Consider the following 24107-nt stretch of genomic DNA (forward strand, 5'->3'; position numbering starts at 1 on the left):
AAAGAGTCATTACTTCTTGATGATACTCTTCATTGTTTAATCAGTGCGGAATTTTTTCGTTCAGGATTCCTCTCTTAAAAACAACAGATGTAAGGGTATCACATTGAACGAGGATTTTTCTATACACAATTACTACCAGTATATGGTCTTTGAAATACAATAGATTTTAAAACCTTGGTAGCCGAAATGTCCCATCGATTGTTCCGAAGCGGTGTCACAAAAATCGCTCCCTCCTCGTTACATATGCAAATACGCGCTGATAAGGGAGATGGGGTATATGAAAAATCTGACTTGTATCGTTGTAGGCGGCGGCTTTGCCGGCATTCACGCACTCAAAGCGATTCACAAAGCCCATGCGGAACTATCAAACGGAGGGAAGCTCCGACTCATTTTGCTGGATAAAGCGCCTGCGCATGTCCGCAAGGTGCTGCTGTTCCGTCCGGCAGCTACCGGGGAGCCGATACACGTGCCGTGGGAGCGGATCGTCCCTGAGGGAACGGAGGTATTGCAAGGAGCCGTGACGGGCATCGATAAAGACCATAAATCGCTTCGTTATCAGGATCGGGCGGGGATCAGCCATTCACTCGATTATGATGTCCTCGTCGTATCCGTTGGCAGCATTGTCCGGATGCCGAATCCGGAGCAAGGAGGATATGCGCTGACCGGACCGAATGCAGCAGCGCGCATCCGGGAGCAATGGATGGCCAACCTGAAGCTTGCCGCCACGATGGCGGATGGAGCAGAGAAGCTTCGTCTGATGAGTGCAGCGGTAGCGGGAGCCGGAATCACCGGAATTGAGACCTCGGCGGAGCTGGCGTTCGCCATGAGAAAGGAAGCTGCGGCACTTCGGCTCGATCCTCACAACATCCGCGTCCATTTGCTGAATACCCAGGAACGACTGTTTATGGAGGGACCAGCAAAGGTGGGTCATCGGCTAGAGCGCTATTTGCAAAACCTAGGGATTATGCTTCATCACCGGACAAGAGCGATGAGTGAGGAACAGGGCCGCTTGCGGTTATCTGACGGGGATTCGCTGCCGGTCGGATTTACCGTGTGGACGCTTGGGCTTGCTCCGAATCCAATCGCTCGCAGCCTGGGGCTTCCCCTGACCGGGGACGGCCGAATCATCGTGGATGAAAGCTACCGTGTTCAGGGGGCACCCGGCGTGTACAGTATTGGCGATTGTGCCCATATCGTAGATCCCGTTACCGGCGAAGCAGATCGGATGACATGCAAGGAGGCCATTCCACAGGCAACCCGGTTAGGCAGAATCATCAAGGCTGATTTATCCGGGCAGGGCGCAAACGCCGAGAGGCATCGCGGCGTTTCGCAAGGCTACACGGTCGGGCTCGGCCCCGGTCACGGATTGGTATGGAGCCGGAGCTGGGGAATCGATATCATGATCACCGGCAAGCTCGCTTACAAAGTGAAGACGTTCATGTGGAATCATGCCAGCATGGTTCGTTAACCGACAGCGACTATAACAATCTAAAGGAATGAGGATACCCGTGGGAGAGCTGTATAAGCAATATAGAAACCTGTTGTTTCACCTCGCATACCAAATGACAGGCACCGTCTCCGACGCGGAGGACGCTGTTCAAGATGTGTTCGTCAAGGTCCAGAGCCTGCCGATGGATCAGATTAAGGAACCGAAGGCCTATTTGTGCAAAATGGTAACGAACCGCTGTCTCGATCATCTGAAATCGGCTAGGCAGCGACGGGAGGAATACTTCGGTCCGTGGCTTCCCGAGCCGGTTCCGAGTGCGTTCGGCGACAGCTATGAGGCGGTTGAGAATCAAGATCTGCTGTCCTATGCCATGCTCGTTCTGCTGGAACGGCTCTCACCCGCTGAACGAGCTGTTTTCGTTCTTCGGGAGGCGCTGGGCTTCGACTATCCTGAAATTGCGGAGCTTGTGGAGAAGAGTGAAACGAATTGCCGCAAGCTGATGAGCAGAGCCCGTGGCAAGATGGGGATCACGGAGGATGATCTGATCGGCGTGGGAACTGTGGCGGAGGAGTGGGTGAATGGCTTCTTTGCGGCATTATCGGCCGGGAATGCCGAGCATGTACTAAGCTTGCTTGCGGAAGATGCTGTTCTCATCTCGGATGGCGGAGGCAAGGTCATCGCCGCTGCCCGCCCGGTCGAATCGAGAGAGAAGGTCGCCCGCTTCCTGCTGGGGATTCTTCACAATGCACAGCTGGAAGATGGCGATTCGCTGTTAATCGAGATCAAGGAGCTGAATGGTCAAACCGGCGTCGTGTTCTATCATCAAGGGGTCATAACCGGAGTTGTTTTTGTGAATGTGAAGGATGGATTGATTCAAGAAATCTATATTGTGCGAAATCCGGATAAGCTTCAAGGACTGATTCCACCGAAGTTATAATCAACCCGCTGCTACAATAGGGTTAACATAAGCAGCCTGTCTCTGATGAGAGAGGCTGTTTTTTTATTTGGTGCTCCCTATACCAAATGGTTCTATATAAATGAATCCGTTCTTTTTACTTGATAAGGACCCATTTTTATTGGGTTCGTGCTGGATGTTTCCTTAAAGCTATCGGATGAGCGTTTCATGAAGGAAGGGTGAATCTGGATTCGCTTTCCATATTGCAGGGTAATAGTTCTCGGATGCCTAGTTATTCTGCTACCTAGTTGACGCACCCATGTTTAATAGTGGCAGATATTCGTACCAACTATAAACCAGGAGGTTCGAGACGCATGAAGGATTCCAATTCGAACAACAGCAGCAAGAAGACGATCAAGGACCAGCAGCTGGCTCAATTTACGGTGGATAATGATGGCAAAGGCTTGACCACCAACCAAGGGCTTCGGGTATCCGAGGACGAGCATTCGCTGAAAGCGGGGGTTCGCGGGCCGACCCTTATGGAGGATTTCCACTTCCGGGAGAAGATGACCCATTTTGACCATGAAAGGATTCCTGAACGTATCGTCCACGCCCGGGGCTTCGGAGCTCACGGCTTTTTCCAGGTGTACGAATCCATGAGGGCGTTTACCCGGGCGAAGTTTCTGCAGGACCCATCAACGGTTACGCCGGTGTTCGTCCGTTTCTCCACGGTTGCGGGGTCCAGAGGCTCAGCGGACACGGTCAGGGATGTAAGGGGCTTTGCGACCAAGTTTTACACGGAGGAAGGCAATTACGATCTTGTCGGCAACAACATGCCGGTGTTCTTCATTCAGGATGCAATGAAGTTTCCCGATTTCGTTCATGCCGTGAAGCCGGAGCCGCACAACGAAATTCCGCAGGCCCAGTCCGCGCACGATACTTTTTGGGATTTCGTGGCCAATAATACCGAGAGCGTGCATATGGTGATGTGGGCAATGTCCGACCGGGCGCTGCCGAGAAGCTTTCGGATGATGGAGGGCTTCGGTGTACATACATTCCGGTTTGTGAATGAGGAAGGCAGAGCCCATTTTGTGAAATTCCACTGGAAGCCGGTGCTTGGCACCCATTCCTTAGTTTGGGATGAAACGCAGAAGATTGCGGGTAAGGATCCGGATTTCAACCGCCGCGATCTGTGGGAAGCGATCGAATCGGGGAACTTTCCGGAGTATGAGCTTGGCGTGCAGATGATTCCGGAGGAAGATGAATTCCGTTTTGACTTCGACATTCTGGATCCTACGAAAATATGGCCGGAGGAGCTCGTCCCGGTGCGGCTTATCGGAAAAATGACGCTGAACCGCAATACCGATAACTTCTTCGCCGAGACCGAGCAAATCGCCTTCCATCCCGGACATGTCGTGCCGGGGATTGATTTCACCAACGACCCGCTGCTGCAAGGCCGGCTGTTCTCCTATACGGATACGCAGCTGTCCCGTCTCGGCGGACCGAACTTTCACGAGATACCGATCAATCGCCCGGTTGCGCCGGTCCACAATAACCAGCGTGACGGCATGCATCGCATGACGATAAATAAAGGGCCTGTCAGCTATCATAAGAACGGAATCGCCGGCAATACGCCGGCACCGGTGCCCGGAGAGCAGGGCGGTTATGAACATTATACCGAGAAGGTAGAGGGACGGAAGGTAAGAGAGCGAAGCGACAGCTTCAAGGATCATTTCAGCCAGGCGTCCATGTTCTGGAACAGCATGTCCGAAGTCGAGAAGCAGCATATCGTCTCCGCGTTCCAGTTCGAGCTCGGCAAGGTGCAGCGGAAAGAAATTCGTCAGCAGGTTGTAGACGTGTTCGCGAACGTGGACAGCGAGCTAGCCACTCGCATATCGGAAGGCATCGGCACGATTCCGCCGCAGAAGAGCGGTTCCGCTTCCAGCTTGGCCTCGCCCGCTTTGAGCATGATGAATACCGTGAAGCTGCCGCTTACCCGTAAAGTTGCAGTACTTGCCGGCAACGGATATTCGGACGAGCTGCCGTTCGTGCTCACCCAGCTGCAGCAGGCAGGCGTCATAACGGAAATCGTGAGCGCCAAGCTCGGCATGATTCGCGGCAAAACCAGCGGCGAGCTTGAAGTGAAGCACTCCCTGCTCGGAGCCGATTCGGTCTTATTCGATGCGGTGCTCGTTTCGGGCGGGACACTCAGCGTATCCGAGCTTCTGAGCGAGCCGAAGGTTCTTGACTTCGTGAGAGAGGCCTATCAGCATTACAAGCCGATTGCAGCGATCGACGAGGGCGTCAATTTACTGCCTTCGGCCAGCGGCGAAGGCATCGTTACAGCCCGCGAGGGCGACGACCTGAAATCATTCGGGCACAGTTTCATTGAAGCCATTGCAGCTCACCGGCATTGGTCAAGAATCGTTTAGAACTTAAGCGATGATTAGGTATCGCGCGAACCCGGAACACCCTGTAGAATACAAGGTATATATCGGATTACGGGGGAGTGAGGTGCCTTGCTCAGCGAACAATATTTGATGCTGCATCGGAAGCTGGCTGAAGGGGCGGAGGGCACTTCGACGAAAGTGACGCTTGAAGTGATCGCGGCCACCTTGTTTTGCACGGAACGCAATGCGAAGCTTGTCCTGCGCAAAATGCAAGAGAAAGCGTGGATAACGTGGAAGGCAGGCCGGGGACGGGGGAACCGTTCAATGCTGACGTTTCTGGCCAATCGGGAACAGCTTCTGCAGGAATCGGCGCGGCAATGGGCGGAGAAGGGGGAGTATAAGCGGGCGTTTGAGCTGCTCCGGACGTATGGAAACGATATTCGCACAAATGAGTCGTTTGTGGAATGGATGAACGGTCATTTCGGATTTTGCAAAGAGCAGGAAGGCGAACAATCAAAGGATTCCTTACGTCTTCCAATCTACCGGACCATTGAGTCGCTGGATCCGGCCGATTGCGTATACAGTGTTCAGTCCCATATGATTGAGCAAATCTTCGACAGACTGGTGAACTACGATAACGAAACCGGCCGCTATCTGCCGGCCATCGCCCACTACTGGGAGAGCAATGATGACGGAACGGAATGGACCTTCCATCTGCGAAAAGGGATTGTGTTTCATGACGGCACCGAATTGACCGCAGATGATGTTAAATATACGGTCGAACGGCTTCGCCGCGGAAAACGCAACGGCTGGATCGTTCGCGAGCTGAATCGGGTCGATGTCGTCACTCCCCGCATTGTAAGATTTATGTTGAACAAACCGAATCGGATCTTTATCCGGTTCCTGAGCGCGATCTGTATGTCCATTATTCCTAAGCACCTTGCCGAGCCGGACGAAGCTTCGTATTGGGCCCGCCCGATGGGCACAGGGCCATTCATCCTCGAGACATGGAGCGAAGAGCGATTGGTCTTTCACGCCAATCCGCATTACTATCAAGGTCGTCCGCATTTGGACACCGTGCACATCGTCATCATGCCTGAGCATGCCATCCATTATGAGGTCAGCTGGGAGAATCTGCTTCAAGATCCGGACGTAAGGCAAGCCGATAACGGAAACGACGAGGTGGTGACCATTGAGTCCTCCGAAGGATGCACGAGCATGATGACATGGAATATGACGAAACCAGGCCCCCATCAATGCGTATTGTTCCGGCGTGCCGTGGATCTGGTCCTTGATCGCCAAGGTATGGTCCGGGAGCTCGGAGAACACCGTCTGTTTCCGGCCAGAAGCTTTATCCGGGATAAGAGGACACTTGAATACCAGGAGCAGTACGACCTGGGGCTTGCGCAATCCTTGCTGGAACAGTCAGGCTATGATGGAACACCAATCATCATGGGCACCATCGCCAATCATGCCAAGGACGCAGCATGGATCAAGGAACGCTGCGCCGATATCGGAATACCGGTCATCATCCGCGAAGAGAGGATGGATACGATTCTCCGTCCGGATGTGATGAAAGAGATGGATTGCATTGTGCATGCGCTGGTGCTGCCCGGCGAAGAAGTCTGTCTGGTCGAGAACTACGAGCAGGACAGCAGCTTTGTGAAAGAGCTCATGGATCCGGGGCTTAGGGAATGGGTCATGGAGTGCATCGATGGCGCGTTAGCGAGCCCGGATTCTAAGGATAGATTCGGCCAATTAAAGAAAATCGAAGATCGGCTGCGCGGCGAAGCGCAAATTTTGTTCCTTGCACATACGAAGTTCTATGCCCATTTGAATGCTTCCTATAAGGGGATCGTCATTAACCGGCTAGGCTGGCTTGATTTCAAGCAAATCTGGCGGGTATGACGAGAAAAAATAACAGAGCAGATGCGATAATAACCGCGCCTGCTCTGTTTCGCGTTAGAGGAGCTTTTGGCTTGAGCGAGACTACCGCTGTCGAAAGAAGCCGAAAAGATTATGAAGAAGGCTTCGTTTGCCCGCCTGCATATGTTTTTCCAAAGGATCAGGCTGTACATATAAGCCTCTGCGTTCAAGCCGTTCCCATTCCGATTGCCGATACTCCTGCAGCTTCTCTAGCGTGTAGCCGTCGTACATCACTTTGCCTCCTGTCAGACATTCTGGATTACGTCTGAATGAATGAACGTGGAATGTCTTGTTACGTACATTATGGAGGCCGCCGTTATCCGTAAAAAGTGTAAACCTGGTCAAGCGGATTTCCCCTTTTCGCACACGCGGCTGTTTCTGACGCCAGCATCATGGCGACATCGTTGTCAAGGCTTTCCTTTCTTGCGTCTCATTTTTAGGGAAAGGCATATTCCGCAGACCAATTATCTAGTATGCTAAAGAACAGGCAAGGAATAAACGGACGATGTGCGAAACGTTGCATCGAACCCCGAAGGGAGACCCCTACATATGGAGCATCTTAAGAAATCGCTAAATGAAACATATAGCAAAACGGTGTATCCGTTAATCGGACACAGCGCCCGGACAGCCGAAGTTCTGCTGGAGGCATTCAAGGATGTCGATGGTGGACAAACGGCAGATATGTACGGCAGCGGATCGGTTATTGAAGACTTCCAGAGTCGGATGGCTGATGTGCTTGGCAAGGAGTCGGCCGTGTTCTTCCCGAGCGGGACGATGGCGCAGCAGATTGCCCTCCGGATTTGGTGTGATGAAGCCGGATTAAAGCGGGTGGCTTACCATCCTCTGTGTCATCTGGAGATCCATGAAGAGGACGGTCTTAAGGAGCTCCATCATATTGAACCGATCCTTCTGGCGGATAAAGACCGATTGATTACGCTTGAAGATGTTCAGCATCTGGATGAGCGGATATCATGTCTGCTGTTGGAATTGCCGCAGCGGGAGATCGGCGGACAGCTGCCTGATTACGGGGAGCTGGAGGCGATTTCGGCATATTGCCGTGCGAACGGAATCAAGCTGCATTTGGATGGAGCAAGACTGTTTGAAATTACGCCGTACTACGGAAAATCCGCTGCTGAAATTTGCGCTCTTTTTGACAGTGTATATGTTTCGTTCTACAAAGGCATCGGCGGGATTGCCGGGGCGATTCTTGCGGGAAATGCGGAGTTCACGGCCAAATCGAAAATATGGAAACGGCGGCATGGTGGTGACCTGGTCAGCTTGTATCCGTATATCATTAGCTCGGATTTTTATTATAAGCTGAGAATCGGCCGCATGAAGCAATATTATGAGGAGGCTAAGGAACTGGCCATGCTGTTCAACCAGTGCCAAGGGATTCAGACTCGGCCCGAAATTCCGGTATCGAACATGTTTCATGTCCATTTTAAGATGAGTATGGAGCAGCTGGAGCCGCTTTTGGTCGATGTGCTTACCGAAACTGGGGTTGGGCTCATCAGTTATTTGCGTGAAACAGGCGATCAGAGCTGTTCCACCGAGGTGCATATCGGGGACCGCTATAGCCGGGTGCCGAAAGAAGAGCTGAAGGAAGCTTTCCGGCTGCTTGATGAGAAAATAAAGCACGCTGAAATCGCTGAAACTGAATAGGAGCGTGCAAGGGGATTGATTTTCCGGTTATGATTTATCGACGGCGTTCATGCTGGTAAAATAATAGCAGTGCAAAACTGGCTTACGTATTTTCATAAATGCGAGGTGAATAACACATGGCTTTTCAAAGAAGCACCACCGTACAAACGGTTAAATCAGGCTCCGGGCAAAGCAGCACAGCATGGAGAATACGGACAAAGGGGTTTGTTCGGAGCCTGCTTCCAGTTAAGGCGTAAATGTCTTGTGCATGCTTTGCTCGCTATTTACATGAGGATTTGGCAAAATCCTGTTCATTTTTCTTGTAGATAGGAGCGGCAAATATGAAATATGAAAATGCACAGCATCTTTTACCTGACGACGTAATTAAGGTTATTCAACAATATATAGACGGCGGTTATATCTATATCCCCAGAAAGGCCGGCCGCCGCACAAGCTGGGGAGAGCGGACGGGGGCCAAAGCGGAAATAACCCGTAGGAACCGCGAGATCTACGAGAGGTACTGCCGAGGCGAATCCATTCGTCAGCTGTCGCAGCGGCATTATCTTACGGAGCAATCCATCCGGCGGATCATCCGGCAACAAAAGCCGAAACCATGATGAGAGGCGATATTTGACGCGGTCCATGGGGATCCTTCAAATATCGCTTTTTTTATGCGGTGATCCCCTTTGCGTCATAATTATTCTTGAACTTGAGTTGCATCGCAAATCGCGATAAGTTTAGAAGAACACGGAAGGAAACGGGGAGTGAGTGACCTTTATGACTCAAAATATTTATGATCACGAGGATTTCTTTCAAGGCTACAGTCAATTGAATCGTTCCATCCACGGACTAGGCGGTGCCCCGGAATGGGCGGCGCTTCAATCGCTGCTGCCCGACATGAAGGGGATCGATGTGCTTGATTTAGGCTGCGGCTTCGGCTGGTTCTGCCGCTGGGCTAAGGAGCATGGTGCCATAAGCGTCGTAGGCATCGACGTGTCTGCTAAGATGCTTGCAAGGGCCAAGGATGAAACGAAGGACCCTCAAATTTCATACCTTCGGGCAGACCTGGAGACGATCGAGCTGGAACGGGAGAGATATGATCTGGTCTACAGCTCGCTTGCCTTTCATTATATCGAGGATATAGAGCGGCTGTTGAAGCAGGCGTATGATTCGCTTAAGGCCGGCGGACGTTTGGTATGCTCGATCGAACATCCGATTTACACGGCATCGCAGGGGGCTGGATGGATCCCTCATCCGAATGGCTTCAAGACATGGCCGGTCGATCATTATCAATTCGAGGGACCTCGAACCACGAATTGGTTGGCCGAAGGCGTAATCAAGCAGCATCGGACGATCGGAACGTACCTGAATCTTTTGATCCGGGTTGGGTTTACGATTACCCACGTGGAGGATTGGGGGCCAGCGGATGAACAGCTAGCCGTTCATCCGGAATGGGAGGAGGAGAGTCATCGGCCGATGTTTCTGTTGATATCGGGAACGCGATAAGCAGTATAAGCTGGCTGCGAGGTCATTTACCAGCATAAGGAAAGCGGTTATTATAGTGATTATACCTAGCGTGAGAAAGTGAGAAAGTGGGGTCATGACCTGAATGGAGATCACTGTGAAGAGATTGGAAGGCATGGAGCTCAAAATTGCCTGGCAGCAAGCCTTCGCGCAGCATCAAATTCATCGTCCGGAAGCGTATTACGATCGTTGCGATCTGGAGAACCGGACCGGAAAGCGCGTTACGCTGCTGGCGTATGCGGACGGAGAGCTGGCCGGCGTTTCCCATTTGAAATATGATTCGGATTATCCGTTCTTTCGCGAAAATGGGATTCCGGAGATTAACGATTTGAACGTATTTCCGGAATACCAGAGGCAAGGCATCGCCAATCGGATCATCGAAGAGTTTGAGCATATTGCCCGTGAAACGACGCATCGCATCGGTATCGGTGTAGGGCTGTACAAGGATTACGGAGCCGCGCAGCGGATATACTGCCGTAGAGGCTACATACCGGATGGACACGGCATCATGTACCACAATGTCCCGGTGGTCCCCGGAGAGATGGTTCGTGCCGACGACGACTTGGTGTTGTATCTCGTGAAGGAACTGGGAATCATTTGAGAGAGGGATAAACGAATGAATAAAGGTTTCTCGCACTTTGAGGATATCGATGGGCGTTGGATCGCTGTTGGCAACAAGCAGTAACTCATCTATCAATAGGGAACGGATTTTTCAGGAGATGATGCCGCGATGAAGCAAATATGGATCAATCGAAGCGTGATTGGAATGGTTTTTTTGTCTGCTTTTTTATCCATAACGGCCGGAATTATGTATCTAAGCTCGAGCTGGATCAGCTTTTCGTTTCTTGGACCCGAGGTCGGTTCTGAAACGGCGGTAACGTCCTTCTGGGCAGGGGTTTCCATTGTTATTGGCATCGGGCTGGCAGGCACAGCACTTAACATGGCCCGTATTCGCGAGGGAGACGCTCCCGAAAATATAGCCCTCTTCCTGACGCTATGCTTAAGCATTATCCAGCTGCCTCCGTTGTTCCTGTGGTTTGGGGTTTTGACTGTTGTTGCGAACGGGGAGGCGCTATGGGCGATTCTGATCCACCTGATGCTAATGGCGGCCGGTTCGATCAACGCCGTGCTTTTAGTGAAAATTGGCAGAATATCCTATCGATGAAATTCTCTTAGTTTTGATAAATCAGTCATGTATGCAGGCTGCCAGCGTATTCTCGCCGGCAGCCTTTTTTGCGCTTAAAACTGGGATCAACGATACCTTGGAACCATGAGGACAGGCACCTTATAGAACTTGTTTTTAATTTCTATCAGAATAATTGAGGAATGAGAGAAACTTTTTTACCAATATTTGCGTCTAATAGTATGGACATCTTTCATTATAAACAAAATAGGATTAGAAGGAGCTTAGGAATGAAACTGAAGAAACGATCACTGCTTGCTGTGCTCGCTGTAGCTCAACTTGCTGCGGCATATCCGGCGAGTGCGGATGCAAGTGTCCCGGACGACAAGTCGGGAACAGTGACCCAAGAAGTGTACGAACAGACAGCAACGAACAAGAGCGCCGAAACGAAGGGGACCTCGCAAACTTCTCAAACTTCTCAAACGGACGCTGCTTCGACAGAGACAGTAACAGGGGAAGTTACTGAAGAGCAAGATGGTACGACCGATCCGGCAGCAGGAGGCACGGGCGGCGAACAAGAGCCAACCGTTCCTGGAGAAGCCCAGGATAATCAGAATGATCCAAATAACCCAAATAATCCAAATAACCAGACAAGCGCTGGCGGCAAAGAACTTATTCTTTATTTCAACAGCACCAAGATGATTCAAGACGGTGTAACCTACAATGCGCCTCAGCCGATGCAAGTGAAGAAGGGCATATCCTACGTTCCCATTCGTGCTCTCGTAGATCGGGTCGGCTTCAAGGTCTCTTATGACAAGAAAACGAAGGAGACGGTAATCACAAAAGGCAGCAACGAGCTCCGATTCAAAACAAACAGCAGCAAATACACCGTGAACGGCGTATCCAAGAACATGAAGGGCACTTCCTATCAGACTAACGGCACCTTTATGGTTCCACTGACTGCCATCACGCAGGCGTTAGAGATTCCTTATTCCGTTGATAACGCGGGCAAGCGTGTAATCATGAATTTGCAGACCAAGCCGGTAGCCAAATTCACCGTGGGTCCGAAAGAGATTTTGGCCGGACAAACGACCGTTACATACACCACAGAGGTTGAGAACGCCCAGGGCGAGATCATCAATGAGCGCTGGGAAGGAAGACAGGACATATTCGATACGCCGGGAGAGTACACCATTACCTATGCCGTTCAGGACTCCACCGGAACCTGGAGTGATCCTTACAGCGTAAAAATTACCGTCGTTCAACCTAACCAGCCGCCTGTCGCCATGTTTGATACCGATAAGGGCGAATACAAGATGGGTGAGCTGGTCACGATCATCGATCAGAGCTATGACGACATAGATAAGAACGAGCAATTGACCTACAAATGGGAAAACAAGCAGTATGCATACTTTACTCCGGGAGTTCATACGATCCGGCTGACCGTAACGGACAGAAAGGGGCTCAGCTCCACTTACGAGCATACGATTCATATCACAGACGAAACCCTGTATGTAGAAGAAGACTTCAACAAGCTCTTTATTCCGGAAGGCGAGAAATTCACTTTCACGGGCTCGGTGACATCCAGAGATAAAATCAATTACGAGTTCTATGACGAGCCGAGCACGCTGATCCGCAGCAACAGCCCGGAGACCGTCAACAGCGAAGGCATTGTTTATCGGGAAACGGCATCCGGGGATATGCGGTTTATGATCCACCATGTGAACAACTTGAATAAGAACGTTAAGATGTACGTCGTGGCAACAAACAAAAACAGCACGCCGGTAACGCTTCGCCAAGACTTTCTTGGTTTTGCCGGACCTTCTCCGATCGCCACAGCGGCAGGGAAGAAATCGGTGCTGAATTACTTCCAATCGATGCAGGATGGTTCGAAGCAAATGTCGGTAACACTTGCACCGGGCGAGCAGAAGCTGGTGATGACCGAGCTTAGCGAAGTCCGCATGAAGCAAGGGCATGTCATCTCTTTATATTCGGATATGTACAGCGATTTGCCGATTCAATTCGATGTCATTATGATCGACGAGAAAGCCGACCCGCTGAAGGTGCTGCCGGAGCTCCCGATCTTGAACCGAGACGGTGTGCATAACCGCGGCACCTATCCGGATTCCACCCGTGTCATCCGTTATTCCGAGCTTGTCGGCGCGGATCCCCAGCGGTTGGTTCTAGGGGATAACATGGATGATCCGAACCTTCAGGGAACGGACCCGATGGTCGGAGATACTACCTCGAATACGGGTAACTTTGGCGTCCTGTACAAAATTACGCTGGACCGCGTTGCGCCGAATACGCTGATTTCGTTTAACCCGCGCGGCGGAAAGTATTCCGGCTATGCAATGGTTAACGGAACGATTACGCCGATCTACTCGTTAGGCCAGGTATCCCCTGGTGAACAATCGGTTCTGTACCGGACCGGCGATTATGAACAGCAGGTAGACATTATTCTGACCGCGGCCCCAGGCAGCAATCTGCCGGTGAATCTGTTATTTACTCAGATGCCGGAATTAAAGCAATAATGAATGGGTATCCCCTATAGATTCATGAAGACTCCACACTTACGGCTTCGGCTTTGAGAGTGGGGTCTTTTTGTAGGAGTGAGGAAAAACAAAGAGAATTATCCCTTCTTCTGGCGCAACACGTACCTGTTGAATTTTACGCGTATCCTTCTGGGCACTTCGTTAGGCTTTCTGATTGTGCCCGACCCTGCTTCGAGCAACAACTTCTTGATGACGGAACTGACATTCGAACCGTTTTTATCCTAATCTTGCGTTTTCTCTTCTTTGGTTTGAATCCCACAGTTTTAGTTTTTTTTGCATCGTTTCTTTTTCCTAGTCGGACATCCCATCCGCGAACATCTCCCCATGAACTGGTATATCATACGTCTCCTGTGCATGCGTTGAGTGCGCAAGTACCCATGTGGAACTTAGAACAACAACTATTTTTAAACGAAGGTTAGGCGATGAGCTCACAGGTTATAGACTGATTATGAGAGGCGGTTAAGGCAGGGAGTTATTCATATGCAGGGAAGGGAACGCCTTGGGGCCTGCCCAGTGTAGAGCTTATTCATGCTATAATAAATGCAAAAAAAGCGGGTGTAATCATTGACGAATTCTAGAATGCGCCGTTCATGGCGCGCCGATAAGCTCTCACATCTCGGCTCTTCCATTTTTGCGGAGGTCGCGGAGTGGAAACAGGAGGCGTTGCAAGCAGGTAAACAAGTGATCGATTTGGGCATCGGCAGCCCGGACCGCGGCCCCTCATTAACGATACGCGAAACGCTAAGCTCGGAAGTGATGAAAGAAGAGCAGTATTCTTACCCAGGCACAAGCGGCACGCCGGAATTCCGCAGCCAATGTGCGGCTTGGATGGCATACCGTTATGGGGTCAAGGTAAACCCTGATTCCGAAATGCTGGCCTTAATGGGCTCGCAGGATGGACTATCCCATCTGGCCCAAGCCATCTGCAATCCTGGAGATATCGCCATCGTTCCCGATCCGGGGTATCCGATCTACACCGGCGCATTGGCCATTGCAGGCGTAACCCCTTGGCATGTTCCCTTGAGAGAGGAGCGGGGCTTCCTTCCCGATCTGGATCGAATTCCGGAAGAGGTATGGGAGCAGGCGGTTTTCATCCTGCTGAATTTTCCCGGCAATCCGATTGCGGCGGAAGCCGATCTAGCCTTCTTCGAATCCTTGGTCGAGAAGGCGAAGCGGCATCATGTGCTGATTGTGCATGATATGGCTTATTCGGAAATGGGATTTGACGGTTACCGGCCAGTCAGCATTTTGCAGGCGAAAGGCGCCAAAGAAGTTGCGGTGGAACTCCATTCATTCTCGAAAAGCTTCAATATGGCCGGATGCCGAGTTGGATTCCTGACCGGAAATCCGGAGGCTGTCGGTTCGCTTCGCGAATTTAAGAACAACATCGATTTTGGCGTATTTAAACCGATTCAGTCCGCTGCAATTGCTGCATTGAAGGATGCTATGGCGGACCCCGAAGCCGGAAATGCGGCTGCATCGTTGTACGAGTCCCGCCGAGACGTATTGGTGGAAGCACTGGCTGAAGCAGGGTGGGAGGTACGTAAGCCGTGTGCGACCATGTTCCTGTGGGCCAAGCTACCGCCGGCATTCTTGCAGCGCAATCAGCCTTGGAGCTCGCGAGCTTTCGCTCGGGAGCTGTTGCTCAAAACCGGTGTCGCCGTCATCCCCGGCGATGCTTTCGGCTCCGAAGGGGAAGGATTCGTACGCATTGCGCTAGTGCAGGAAGAGCATGTGCTGCGTGAAGCCGCAAGACGGATCGGCTCATTCCTAAGTGAATTTGCGTAAGCTTTCGGATGCGGCAGATGTTGGATCATTCTTTGCTAAGATAATTTGAAAATCTCTGAAAAAATGTTTCATAGGGTTGATCATTAACAAACGATGTGATAAATTATTCAACAGTGCTAGAAACGAATATTCACAGCTAGTATAACCTCATTAATATGGTCTGAGGGTCTCTACCAGGAACCGTAAAAATCCTGACTACTGAAAATGGCTTTTTCATTTTCCGTCGTCAGGATTATTTTTTTGGCCGCAGAAGTTATACATGCGATGATGGAAGGAGATCGATAGCAAATGAATTTGAAGGTGCTTATCCTTGCAATCTCAACCATATGCGTTGGATTGGTGGAATTGATTGTCGGCGGTATTTTGCCCCAAATTGCTCAAGATTTAAATATTTCAATCGGTACCGCAGGGCAATTGATCACGGTATTCGCCCTGATCTATGCTTTTTCGGGGCCGGTTCTTCTTGCTTTGACGGCAAAAATGGAACGTAAGCGGCTATATATGCTGTCCCTGTTCGTATTCTTTGTCGCAAACGTGATAGCATACGTAAGTCCGAATTTCACGATGCTGATGGCTGCAAGAATACTGACGGCCATGAGCACGGCGCTTATTATTGTGCTGTCGCTGACCATTGCGGCGAAGGTGGTGGAGCCTGCGCACCGGGCTAAGGCTCTTGGCTTCATTTATATGGGCATCAGCTCGTCCTTGGTGCTGGGGGTGCCGCTGGGGATCATGATTAGCGAAGCCTACGGATGGCGCGTTCTGTTTCTCGGGATCGGCGTCCTGTCGATCGGATCGATGGCGCTTATTTACTTCTTCCTGGACCGGATCCAGCCGGATCAAGTGACTCCGCTCCGTGAGCAGATCAAGGCGCTGGCCAATCCGAAAATTGCCGGGGCTCATCTGGCATGCTTGTTTATGCTGGCGGGACATTATACCGTATACGCGTATTTTACGCCGTTTCTGGAGTCGGAGCTGGGGCTGAGCCCGTACTGGATTAGTGTCTTCTACTTTATATTCGGCTTATCAGCCGTAGGTGGAGGTGCTTTTGGCGGAGCACTTGCCGATGCTCTCGGATCCCCTAAGAGCATTATTATGATCATTACTTCATTTATGCTGGTACTGTTTGCCTTGCCGTTCACGACGTTCTCCATGGTCTTGTTCATGGCAGTCATGATCATTTGGGGTGCGTTAAGCTGGAGCCTGGCTCCGCCGCTGCAAAACTACCTGATTCAGGTGGACCCGGACACGTCCGATATCCAGCAAAGCTTCAACAACTCAGCGCTGCAGCTTGGCATTTCCCTTGGTTCAGCTATCGGAGGTATCGTCTTGGAGCAGGGGGGCTCTGTCAGCAGTACGGCATGGGTTGGAGGCGGGGTGGTCATTATCTCCCTTGTGTGTGCGATTTATTCCCTGACTAGGCCCGCTCTTTCAGCAAGATTGAGCAAATGAGGTTAACCCGAAGCAAAATTGAATAAAAGGCAGCTGCTACAGGTGAACTGCAGCTCCACTGTTAAGTTATGTCTAACAATAACAATAGGGGGTGCAGTTCACAGGGCAGTTGCCTTTTTTTGCGTCTTTTATGCATGAGAAGGCTATAGCAGCTTTCGCACGGATTCGCGGTAAATGATTTTGCCCGGAACGACGATGCGGCCGTGCCGCAGGTCGGGCGAAGCGATTTTGCCCAGCATGGCCTGGATGGAGGATTGCGCCAGCTGTTCAATATCGACCTCCACCGTCGTTAGATGCGGGTCGGTCAATGTGGCGTAGATATCATTGTCAAAGCCGACGACGGAGCAATCATCCGGTATGCGGCAGCCGTCATTCTTCAATTGTTGGACTACCAGATAGGCTACCTGATCGCAATTGCATACAAAGGCCGTTGGCATTTCATCAGGAAGGGCGATGTCGACGAAGCTCCCGTGCTCATCGCGGTCATGAAGAACCCACTCTTGGCGAAGCGGAATCCGATGTTCAAGAAGCGACTTGTAATATCCGAGGAAGCGGTCCTGAATGCTGCTCGTGGAATGGATGCTTCCAACAAAAGCGATGTTCCGATGTCCCTGACGGATCAAGTAGTTCGTCAGCTCATAGGCACCGTAAAAATTATCGGTGACCACGGCGTCAATATCGCGATGATCGTCATAAAAATCAAGAAACACGATCGGCGTCCGGGTCGAATCCATAAGCTCGATATATGGTTTGCTGATCTGACCGAGCAGAATAATGCCGTCAACCTTCCGGTCATAGTACACGCGCGGCAGTTGGAGCTCCTGCTCATCCGAGCTGCTTAGAATATGAAGGATGCCGTAATAGCCATAGGATTCAAGCGCCTTCGCTATTTCCTGATAAACCCTTAAATAAAACGACTGATCCGGTCCGGTAAACCGCTCGGGAATGACTACGCCGATATTGTAGGTTAATCCTTCGCGCATCGACTTGGCGGCCGTGTTCAAACGGTAGCCCAGTTCCACCGCGACAGCCTTGATCTTCTGCTTCAGCTCGCCGCCAACGCCCTCCTTATCATTCAAAGCTTTGGATACCGTTACCGTGCTGACGCCTAGCTTTTCGGCGATATCCTTCATCGTAATATGTTTGCTCACCGCAATGTCTCTCTCCTTATCAGCAATGGCTGCAAGCCTTTTTTTCTCTCTGAAGTATTAGCAAGGCTTTAGATTCGAGAGAATGCTCGCCTGGTTCAAAATCAAGTATACCTGCTTGGGAATGACAAATAAAGACGAGACCAGCGGCTAATATTATCATTAAGCCTTTAGGTGCATCCGCTCCATCCGAAGCAGCATCTCAATGCAGAAGCGGCTGTTATGGTAGGGACATTTCCAGGGACCGGCAATTTCACGTCCAGCGGGATTTCCTTGCCCGTCAACGGACCAGTACCATTCACCGCCCGGACGCGGATCGATGAGCATCTGGCTGGTATAGCTCCATATCTTTCGCACAAGTTCGAGGAAGCGTGCTTCGCCCGTGAGCTCATACGCATTCAGAAAGCCGACCATCGCTTCGGCCTGCACCCACCATATGCGGGTCGTATCCAGCCGGCCGCCTTCCTCCTCGTTCATCACGGAGCCATCCGATTGTATGGCACGCTCGGATACGGAATGGGCGAGGGCAAGGACCATTTGCTTATACTTCGGATTCGAAAGCTCTACAGCTTCAATCGCGTCTTGAATCAGCCAGCTTGCTTCAATGTCGTGGCCGAAGGAAGTCACATCCGTTAGCGATGCCCAGTTCTTGTCGAAGAAAACATTAAGCCTTCTAAGCTCCGGATCAAACATACGATCATGCAATATAGACAGCAGCCGATCCAGCGATTGCCTCACCTGCGGATCCGGCCAAATGCGGTAAAGCGTGGTATAGGCTTCAAGAACGTGGATATGCGTGTTCATCGTAATGTCTGCCACAACTCCGTTGCCGCTCAGCATTACATTAGGCTGCTCGTTCCATTCCCGGTCAAACTCTTCCCGATAGGCCCCGATTTGCTCATCATAACCGACCGTTTCAATCGTTTTAAACAGCTCCTGTGCGAGCTTCAGCGCGTCAGGTTCACCGGTTGCACGGAAATATTCGCTTAAAGCGTATACGCCGAAGGCTTGATTATAGATGTGCTTACGGGTGTCCAGCGGATTTCCTTGATAGTCTGCCATCCAGATCAACCCGCCCAATTCGGAATCCAGCAGCCGCTTGGTAAGGAAGGAGAACGCATGTCGCGCGCATTTAAGATAATCCGCAATTCCCGTGACGCGATAGGCTGCGGCAAAGCTCCATAAGATTCTTGAATTCGCAATACAGCCTTTCGGAGCACGAGGCTTAACGGTAAGTGAGAAATCGACTTCGCCGTAATATCCGCCATTTGATTCATCCTTTAAACGGGTCCAGAAGGGGAGGATATGCTCAAGCCATTCCTTGCGAATCTCATTAAAGATCGGATCATGTGTATTCATAAGAGCCTCCATATAAAGTAATCGATTAACTAAATATAAATCTAATGGTTGAGGACCATATATGTCAACGCAGAAGTTCGACACAACGCAAATACCAGGGATCGTTGAAATCGGATTGATTATTAAAAATCCGCATTATAAACTCCATTTATAAATTAAACGATAACTTAAATCGAGCTGATGAAGAATTCGCGTTGATATCCGTTCGTTCCTAAAGGAGGAAAAAGCGTGTTGTCATTATGGATCGGATGGAGGACTCATTTGTTAGTCGCTCTTATGCTCACTGTGGTCGGAAGCGGGTTTTCGAGAACAGAGACTGCTGCCGGTTTTTATGTAAGCGGAACCACGTTGTATGACTCAACCGGAAAGGCTTTTGTGATGAGGGGGGTGAACCATGCCCACACCTGGTATAAAAACGAACTCCATACTGCGATTCCTGCCATCGCCATTACGGGTGCCAATACGGTACGGATAGTATTATCGAACGGAGCTCAATGGACAAGAGACGATGTGGACGCTGTGAAGAGCATCATTTCGCTTGTCAATGATAACGGCATGATCGCTGTGCTTGAAGTGCACGATGCGACAGGCAAGGATGATCAGGCTTCCCCTCCCTCGATCTGGCGACAGGGCCCTCCGGAAGCTTAACAAGCTGGGGAAACACCGTGGTGAATGGAGCGAATGGGATAAAGCAAACCTCGAAGAAAGCCGGAATATTTAACTGAGCAGAAGTATTAGTTAATTCCCACTTGACAGGTTGAATTAATGGGTTTAATCTAAGCACAAGCAAGTGGTTCATTTATCATTAAATGAACGCTCATTATCTTAGTATTGAAAGATATAATCAGCCGATTGGTCCACCAAAGGCTCCTGATCATTCTCACCTCGTGTAAGAGGTAAGAATGGCAGGAGCCTTTCTGCTTTAACGAAGGCAGAAAGGCCGCGCCTTTTAAGGAGCGCAAGGCTGATTCACCGACCGGCAGACGGAGGGTATGCTAACCGGGAAAGGAGCGGTATGGAGAAAAACAAGGATTGGATATTGATGGAAGAGGCGGACTGGCATTTTCGCAAGCTTGTTCGTAGATTTGTGAAAGAACGCGACAAGATTTCGGTAGAGGGCGTATCCCTTCCCGGCTTGCTGATCTTGAAGACGATTGAGCGAAACGGCGAACAGCGATTAGGCGATCTTGCGGAGGTTCTGGATTTCACGTCCGGGGCAGTTACCGCCCTGTGCGACAAGCTGGAGGCCGCCGGGTTTGCCGTCAGGCAGAGAAGCCGGACCGACAGGCGCTCAATCGCGCTTAATATTACGGAGCGTGGGCGGAAGATGCTGCTTCGAAATCAGGAGGTTGGCACCTGCATCATCGATTTATTGTTCGGCACTTTTTCGCAAGAGGAGTTAATTCAGCAAATCCATTATTTTAAACGACTCAACGAATCGCTGGTGGGCTTCTCGGAACGGATTGACGAGCTGGTCGGCCATATCTCCGAAGGACCAGCGGGAAAAGGCGGATCTCCAGCTTCCCGGCGTAACCGGGATTTTATCTCATATTAATGATCACGTTATTAAGGAGTGGGTTGAACTATGGGACATCCGACGATTTATCCTACGGGTGCGACGGTATATTTGCCTGAAAAGGCCTGGAGCGGCTATACGATATTTCAGGCAGCTGATGTCGGCGCGCTCCTGATTGACATGAATGGCAGAGAGGTACACCTATGGAAAGGGCTGCGTGGTTTTCCCAACAAGCTGTTTCCAGGAGGATTTGTACTAGGCAGCACTTCCGAGCGGGATCCGAAATATGGCTTCCAGGATGAGAGCAATCTCGTTCAGGTCGATTGGGAAGGCAATATCGTATGGAAATTTGACCGCTATGAATTTATCGAAGATCCGGGTCATTCTCCGCAGTGGATGGCTCGCCAGCATCATGATTATCAGCGGGAAGGCAACCCGGTAGGCTACTATGCGCCGGGGCAGGAACCCAAGACCGACTCGGGCACAACGATCATCCTTGCGCACAAAAATGTCACCCGTTCCGAGATCGCGAGCATCGAGCTGCTTGATGACACGATTATTGAAGTCGATTGGGAAGGGCGAATCGTATGGGAGTGGTCCGTGAGCGATCATTTCTCCGAGCTTGGGTTTGACGAAGATGCGAAGCAGTCTCTGTATCGGGACCCGAACACCCGCGGCTTCGGCGTCCATGCAGGTGACTGGATGCATATCAATTCGGTGTCGGTATTAGGGCCCAACAAGCATTATGATGCGGGAGACCAGCGTTTCCATCCGGATAACATCATCTGGGATGCCAGAGAAAGCAATATCATTGCCATCATCTCCAAACGTACAGGCGAAATCGTCTGGAAGCTGGGCCCGAATTATGATCAGGAGGAAGTGAAGCATATTGGCTGGATCATTGGTCAGCACCATGCTCATCTGATCCCCAAGGGGCTTCCGGGCGAAGGAAACATTCTCATTTTCGACAACGGGGGCTGGGGCGGATATGGAAGTCCTAATCCGGAGTCGCCTGACGGTCTGAAGGTTGCTCGCCGGGATCACTCCCGCGTTCTGGAGATCAATCCCGTTACCTTGGAGATCGAATGGCAGTACACACCGACGGAAGCCGGCTTTCAGGCACCGCTGGACTCCTACCGTTTCTACAGTCCGTACATCAGCTCGGCGCAGCGCCTCCCTAACGGCAACACGCTGATTACGGAAGGCGCGGACGGGCGGATCTTCGAAGTGACACGGGAGCATGAGCTGGTATGGGAGTACATATCGCCGTATAAAAACAACCGGAACTCCAACATGGTCTACCGGGCGTATCGTGTGCCGTACGATTGGGTTCCGCAGCTTGAGAAGCCCATCGAAACGGAGATCCCCAAGATCGATGTCGCCGATTACCGCCTTCCGGGAGCAGCACCGCGTGGGGCCATTACGACCGTTGAAGTTGAAGGGACGATCTCTTACGGAGAGGGAGCCCTCTGCGTGGCCAGAACGGATGAAACGGCCAGAAAGGACCGGGATCGCCATGAACAGAACTAGCCGAAATGGTGGAAAACGAAGTGTCTTGCTCCTTCTGTGCTTATTGAGCATCTCGAGTCTGCTTGGCGGCTGCAGCGGCGTATCAGGTGAGGAGCAGCAGGAAAGCCGGCTAAAACTTAAAATTGCGGATATTTCCACAAATACGACATTCCGCGTTGCGAAATCCAAGGGGATCTTCGAAAAGTACGGAATCGAAGCGGAGCTGGTAAATTTCGCAACGCCTGCCGAAGGCGTGAACTCCCTGTTCATCAAACAGGTGGATGTTGCATTCGGCGCCGACTTTCCGCTTCTGAACGCTGCCGGTAAGGGCGATTACACCATCTTTGCTTCATCCGGTACGGCAACGGATCTCAGCGCTAGCGAGTGGAAGCTGTACGTTCGCAAGGAAATCGAAAGCGCAGCCGATCTGAAAGGCAAGAAGCTGAGCTTCTCAAGAGGGACCTTTATTCCTTATCTATGGGATGTGTACTTGGCCGAGAACGGTATTGCTATTTCCGATGTGGAGCTCGTCGGCCAGGGAGGCTTCGATGAGGCTTACGTCGCGTTGAAAAAAGGGGAGATTGACGCAGCATGGGTATACGGTGCTGTTCTGAATGAAAAATTCAGCGCCCTTTCAGAGGCGCGCGAGCTGACCGATATGTCGCAGACGCCGGTGCGGATCGGCACGGGGCTGATCGCGCCGACCGAGCTTCTGAAGAAGAACCGTGAAGGGTTTGTACAGTTCCTCAAGGCGCTTGATGAAGCTTCGGAATACGCGCAGAAACATCCGGAGGAAACGGCGGAAATCATGTACGCGGAAGTAAAGCAACCGAAGGACGCGACTCTAAAGGATCTTCCGGTCAATCCATGGAGCATCGGATTCTCGGATAAGGCTTACGAGGGGCTGGAAGGACAGAAGGAGTATATGGTGTCCAGCGGCATTATCGAGAGAGACTTTGACCTGAACGAGAAATTGGATTTGGATATCGTGAGGGAGGCATTTCCCGAACGCGTTATCGATATCAAGAAAGGGGATGGCGATCAATGAGCGCTGCGCCGCAAACGAACGGGATATATATTGAGCAGCTGAACAAAAGCTTCTCGCAGCCGGGAGCAGGGGAACTGCATTACATCATTCAGGATGTTAATTTGACGGTGAAAGGCGGAGAGTTCTTCATACTGCTCGGGCCGAGCGGCTGCGGCAAATCAACGCTGCTCGGGCTCATCGCGGGCTTCGTATCCAAGACGTCAGGCCAGGTGAAGGTCGGGGAACGAGAAGTTGAGCGCCCCGGTCAGGACCGCGCTGTCGTATTTCAGCAGGCTGATTCTTCCTTGTTTCCGTGGCTGAACGTCCGGGAGAACGTGGAATTCGGCCTGCGGATGAAACGGTTGCCTGCCATGATGCGAAGGGAAATATCGGATCGGTATATCTCTTTGGTTGGGCTGGCCGGGCACGAGCAAAAATTCCCGAGGGAGCTGTCCGGCGGCATGAAGCAGCGCGTTCAACTGGCCAGAGTGCTCTCGAACGATCCTGCAATTCTGCTTATGGACGAACCGTTCGGGGCGCTTGACGCCATGACGAGACGCACGATGCAAAGGGAATTAGTCAATATCTGGAGAAAAACGAATAAAACCGTTATTTTTGTTACCCATGATATCCAGGAGGCGCTGCTCCTAGGAGAACGGATCGGCATTATGTCCGCAGGACCATCATCCAGGATCACGGATATTTACGACGTCCCTTTGCCTTATCCGCGCGATTTGTCCGAGCCGGAGTTCCACCGGCTTCATAATCGAATCCAAGAGCATTTTGATGACTAGCGATGCGAAGAAA

At 51.2% G+C, this 24107-nt stretch carries 20 protein-coding genes and 1 riboswitch; of the genes, 17 read left to right on the forward strand and 3 right to left on the reverse strand.

Translation table 11 applies throughout. From position 1 onward, the window contains the following. Positions 1-277: 277 nt before the first annotated feature. The 4 genes from NSQ46_RS14125 (at position 278) to NSQ46_RS14140 (ending at position 6640) form a co-directional block, all read left to right on the forward strand. Positions 278-1468: an FAD-dependent oxidoreductase gene (locus tag NSQ46_RS14125; RefSeq protein ID WP_007128305.1), complete on the forward strand. Its 1191-nt coding sequence runs from the start codon at positions 278-280 to the stop codon at positions 1466-1468. 40 nt (positions 1469-1508) lie between these two features. Further along, the gene (locus tag NSQ46_RS14130; protein ID WP_028406943.1) at positions 1509-2384 is read left to right on the forward strand and encodes an RNA polymerase sigma-70 factor; all 876 of its coding nucleotides are present in this window, start codon (positions 1509-1511) and stop codon (positions 2382-2384) included. Positions 2385-2716: 332 nt separating this feature from the next. Then, a complete protein-coding gene (locus NSQ46_RS14135; protein WP_007128303.1) occupies positions 2717-4774 on the forward strand; it encodes a catalase in 2058 nt (685 codons plus the stop codon). An 87-nt stretch (positions 4775-4861) separates the two neighbouring features. Then, entirely contained in the window at positions 4862-6640 is a 1779-nt protein-coding gene (locus NSQ46_RS14140) for an ABC transporter substrate-binding protein (protein ID WP_342576882.1), read from the forward strand. An 81-nt stretch (positions 6641-6721) separates the two neighbouring features. Here the strand turns inward: NSQ46_RS14140 and NSQ46_RS14145 are convergent, their stop codons facing one another. Further along, positions 6722-6889: a hypothetical protein gene (locus tag NSQ46_RS14145; protein ID WP_007128301.1), complete on the reverse strand. Its 168-nt coding sequence runs from the start codon at positions 6887-6889 to the stop codon at positions 6722-6724. A gap of 318 nt (positions 6890-7207) precedes the next feature. On the opposite strand from NSQ46_RS14145, the gene NSQ46_RS14150 reads away from it, so the two are divergent. The 8 genes from NSQ46_RS14150 to NSQ46_RS14185 all read left to right on the forward strand — a co-directional run bounded on the left by NSQ46_RS14150 (position 7208) and on the right by NSQ46_RS14185 (position 16741). Then, positions 7208-8320, forward strand: coding sequence for a beta-eliminating lyase-related protein (locus NSQ46_RS14150; RefSeq protein ID WP_007128300.1), 1113 nt, complete (start codon positions 7208-7210; stop codon positions 8318-8320). 320 nt (positions 8321-8640) lie between these two features. After that, on the forward strand, positions 8641-8916 hold the full coding sequence (locus NSQ46_RS14155; RefSeq protein WP_007128299.1) for a CD3324 family protein: 276 nt from the start codon (positions 8641-8643) through the stop codon (positions 8914-8916). A gap of 160 nt (positions 8917-9076) precedes the next feature. After that, entirely contained in the window at positions 9077-9805 is a 729-nt protein-coding gene (locus NSQ46_RS14160; RefSeq protein WP_007128298.1) for a class I SAM-dependent methyltransferase, read from the forward strand. A gap of 103 nt (positions 9806-9908) precedes the next feature. Then, positions 9909-10424 (forward strand): GNAT family N-acetyltransferase, encoded by a 516-nt coding sequence (locus NSQ46_RS14165; RefSeq protein ID WP_040738128.1) that lies wholly within the window; start codon positions 9909-9911, stop codon positions 10422-10424. Between the two features lie 129 nt (positions 10425-10553). Further along, positions 10554-10988, forward strand: a complete 435-nt coding sequence (locus tag NSQ46_RS14170; protein WP_007128295.1) for a hypothetical protein — start codon at positions 10554-10556, stop codon at positions 10986-10988. A 248-nt stretch (positions 10989-11236) separates the two neighbouring features. Next, positions 11237-13480: a stalk domain-containing protein gene (locus tag NSQ46_RS14175; RefSeq protein WP_342576883.1), complete on the forward strand. Its 2244-nt coding sequence runs from the start codon at positions 11237-11239 to the stop codon at positions 13478-13480. Positions 13481-14080: 600 nt separating this feature from the next. Then, complete coding sequence (locus NSQ46_RS14180) at positions 14081-15289, forward strand: aminotransferase class I/II-fold pyridoxal phosphate-dependent enzyme (protein WP_007128293.1); 1209 nt, start codon at positions 14081-14083, stop codon at positions 15287-15289. Between the two features lie 117 nt (positions 15290-15406). Beyond that, a riboswitch (purine riboswitch) is annotated at positions 15407-15507 on the forward strand. Between the two features lie 70 nt (positions 15508-15577). Beyond that, positions 15578-16741: an MFS transporter gene (locus tag NSQ46_RS14185; protein WP_213615512.1), complete on the forward strand. Its 1164-nt coding sequence runs from the start codon at positions 15578-15580 to the stop codon at positions 16739-16741. A gap of 143 nt (positions 16742-16884) precedes the next feature. On the opposite strand, the gene NSQ46_RS14190 is transcribed toward NSQ46_RS14185, so the two are convergent. Together NSQ46_RS14190 and NSQ46_RS14195 are read right to left on the reverse strand one after the other, a co-directional pair. Then, on the reverse strand, positions 16885-17892 hold the full coding sequence (locus NSQ46_RS14190; RefSeq protein ID WP_342576884.1) for a substrate-binding domain-containing protein: 1008 nt from the start codon (positions 17890-17892) through the stop codon (positions 16885-16887). Positions 17893-18051: 159 nt separating this feature from the next. After that, positions 18052-19248: an AGE family epimerase/isomerase gene (locus tag NSQ46_RS14195; RefSeq protein WP_342576885.1), complete on the reverse strand. Its 1197-nt coding sequence runs from the start codon at positions 19246-19248 to the stop codon at positions 18052-18054. 228 nt (positions 19249-19476) lie between these two features. Between NSQ46_RS14195 and NSQ46_RS14200 the strand changes: the two genes are divergently transcribed. The 5 genes from NSQ46_RS14200 to NSQ46_RS14220 all read left to right on the forward strand — a co-directional run bounded on the left by NSQ46_RS14200 (position 19477) and on the right by NSQ46_RS14220 (position 24094). Further along, the gene (locus tag NSQ46_RS14200; RefSeq protein WP_342576886.1) at positions 19477-19896 is read left to right on the forward strand and encodes a cellulase family glycosylhydrolase; all 420 of its coding nucleotides are present in this window, start codon (positions 19477-19479) and stop codon (positions 19894-19896) included. A 367-nt stretch (positions 19897-20263) separates the two neighbouring features. Continuing rightward, on the forward strand, positions 20264-20803 hold the full coding sequence (locus NSQ46_RS14205; RefSeq protein ID WP_007128288.1) for a MarR family transcriptional regulator: 540 nt from the start codon (positions 20264-20266) through the stop codon (positions 20801-20803). Positions 20804-20833: 30 nt separating this feature from the next. Further along, positions 20834-22294 carry an aryl-sulfate sulfotransferase gene (locus NSQ46_RS14210; RefSeq protein ID WP_342576887.1) on the forward strand — a complete coding sequence of 487 codons (1461 nt, stop codon included), beginning with the start codon at positions 20834-20836 and terminating at the stop codon, positions 22292-22294. After that, positions 22281-23321, forward strand: coding sequence for an ABC transporter substrate-binding protein (locus NSQ46_RS14215; RefSeq protein ID WP_341033245.1), 1041 nt, complete (start codon positions 22281-22283; stop codon positions 23319-23321). The genes NSQ46_RS14210 and NSQ46_RS14215 overlap by 14 nt, the downstream gene beginning before the upstream one ends. Next, entirely contained in the window at positions 23318-24094 is a 777-nt protein-coding gene (locus tag NSQ46_RS14220; protein WP_341033246.1) for an ABC transporter ATP-binding protein, read from the forward strand. The genes NSQ46_RS14215 and NSQ46_RS14220 overlap by 4 nt, the downstream gene beginning before the upstream one ends. Positions 24095-24107: the final 13 nt, after the last annotated feature.

Source organism: Paenibacillus sp. FSL M8-0142, assembly GCF_038597315.1.
Taxonomy (GTDB): domain Bacteria; phylum Bacillota; class Bacilli; order Paenibacillales; family Paenibacillaceae; genus Paenibacillus_AQ; species Paenibacillus_AQ lactis.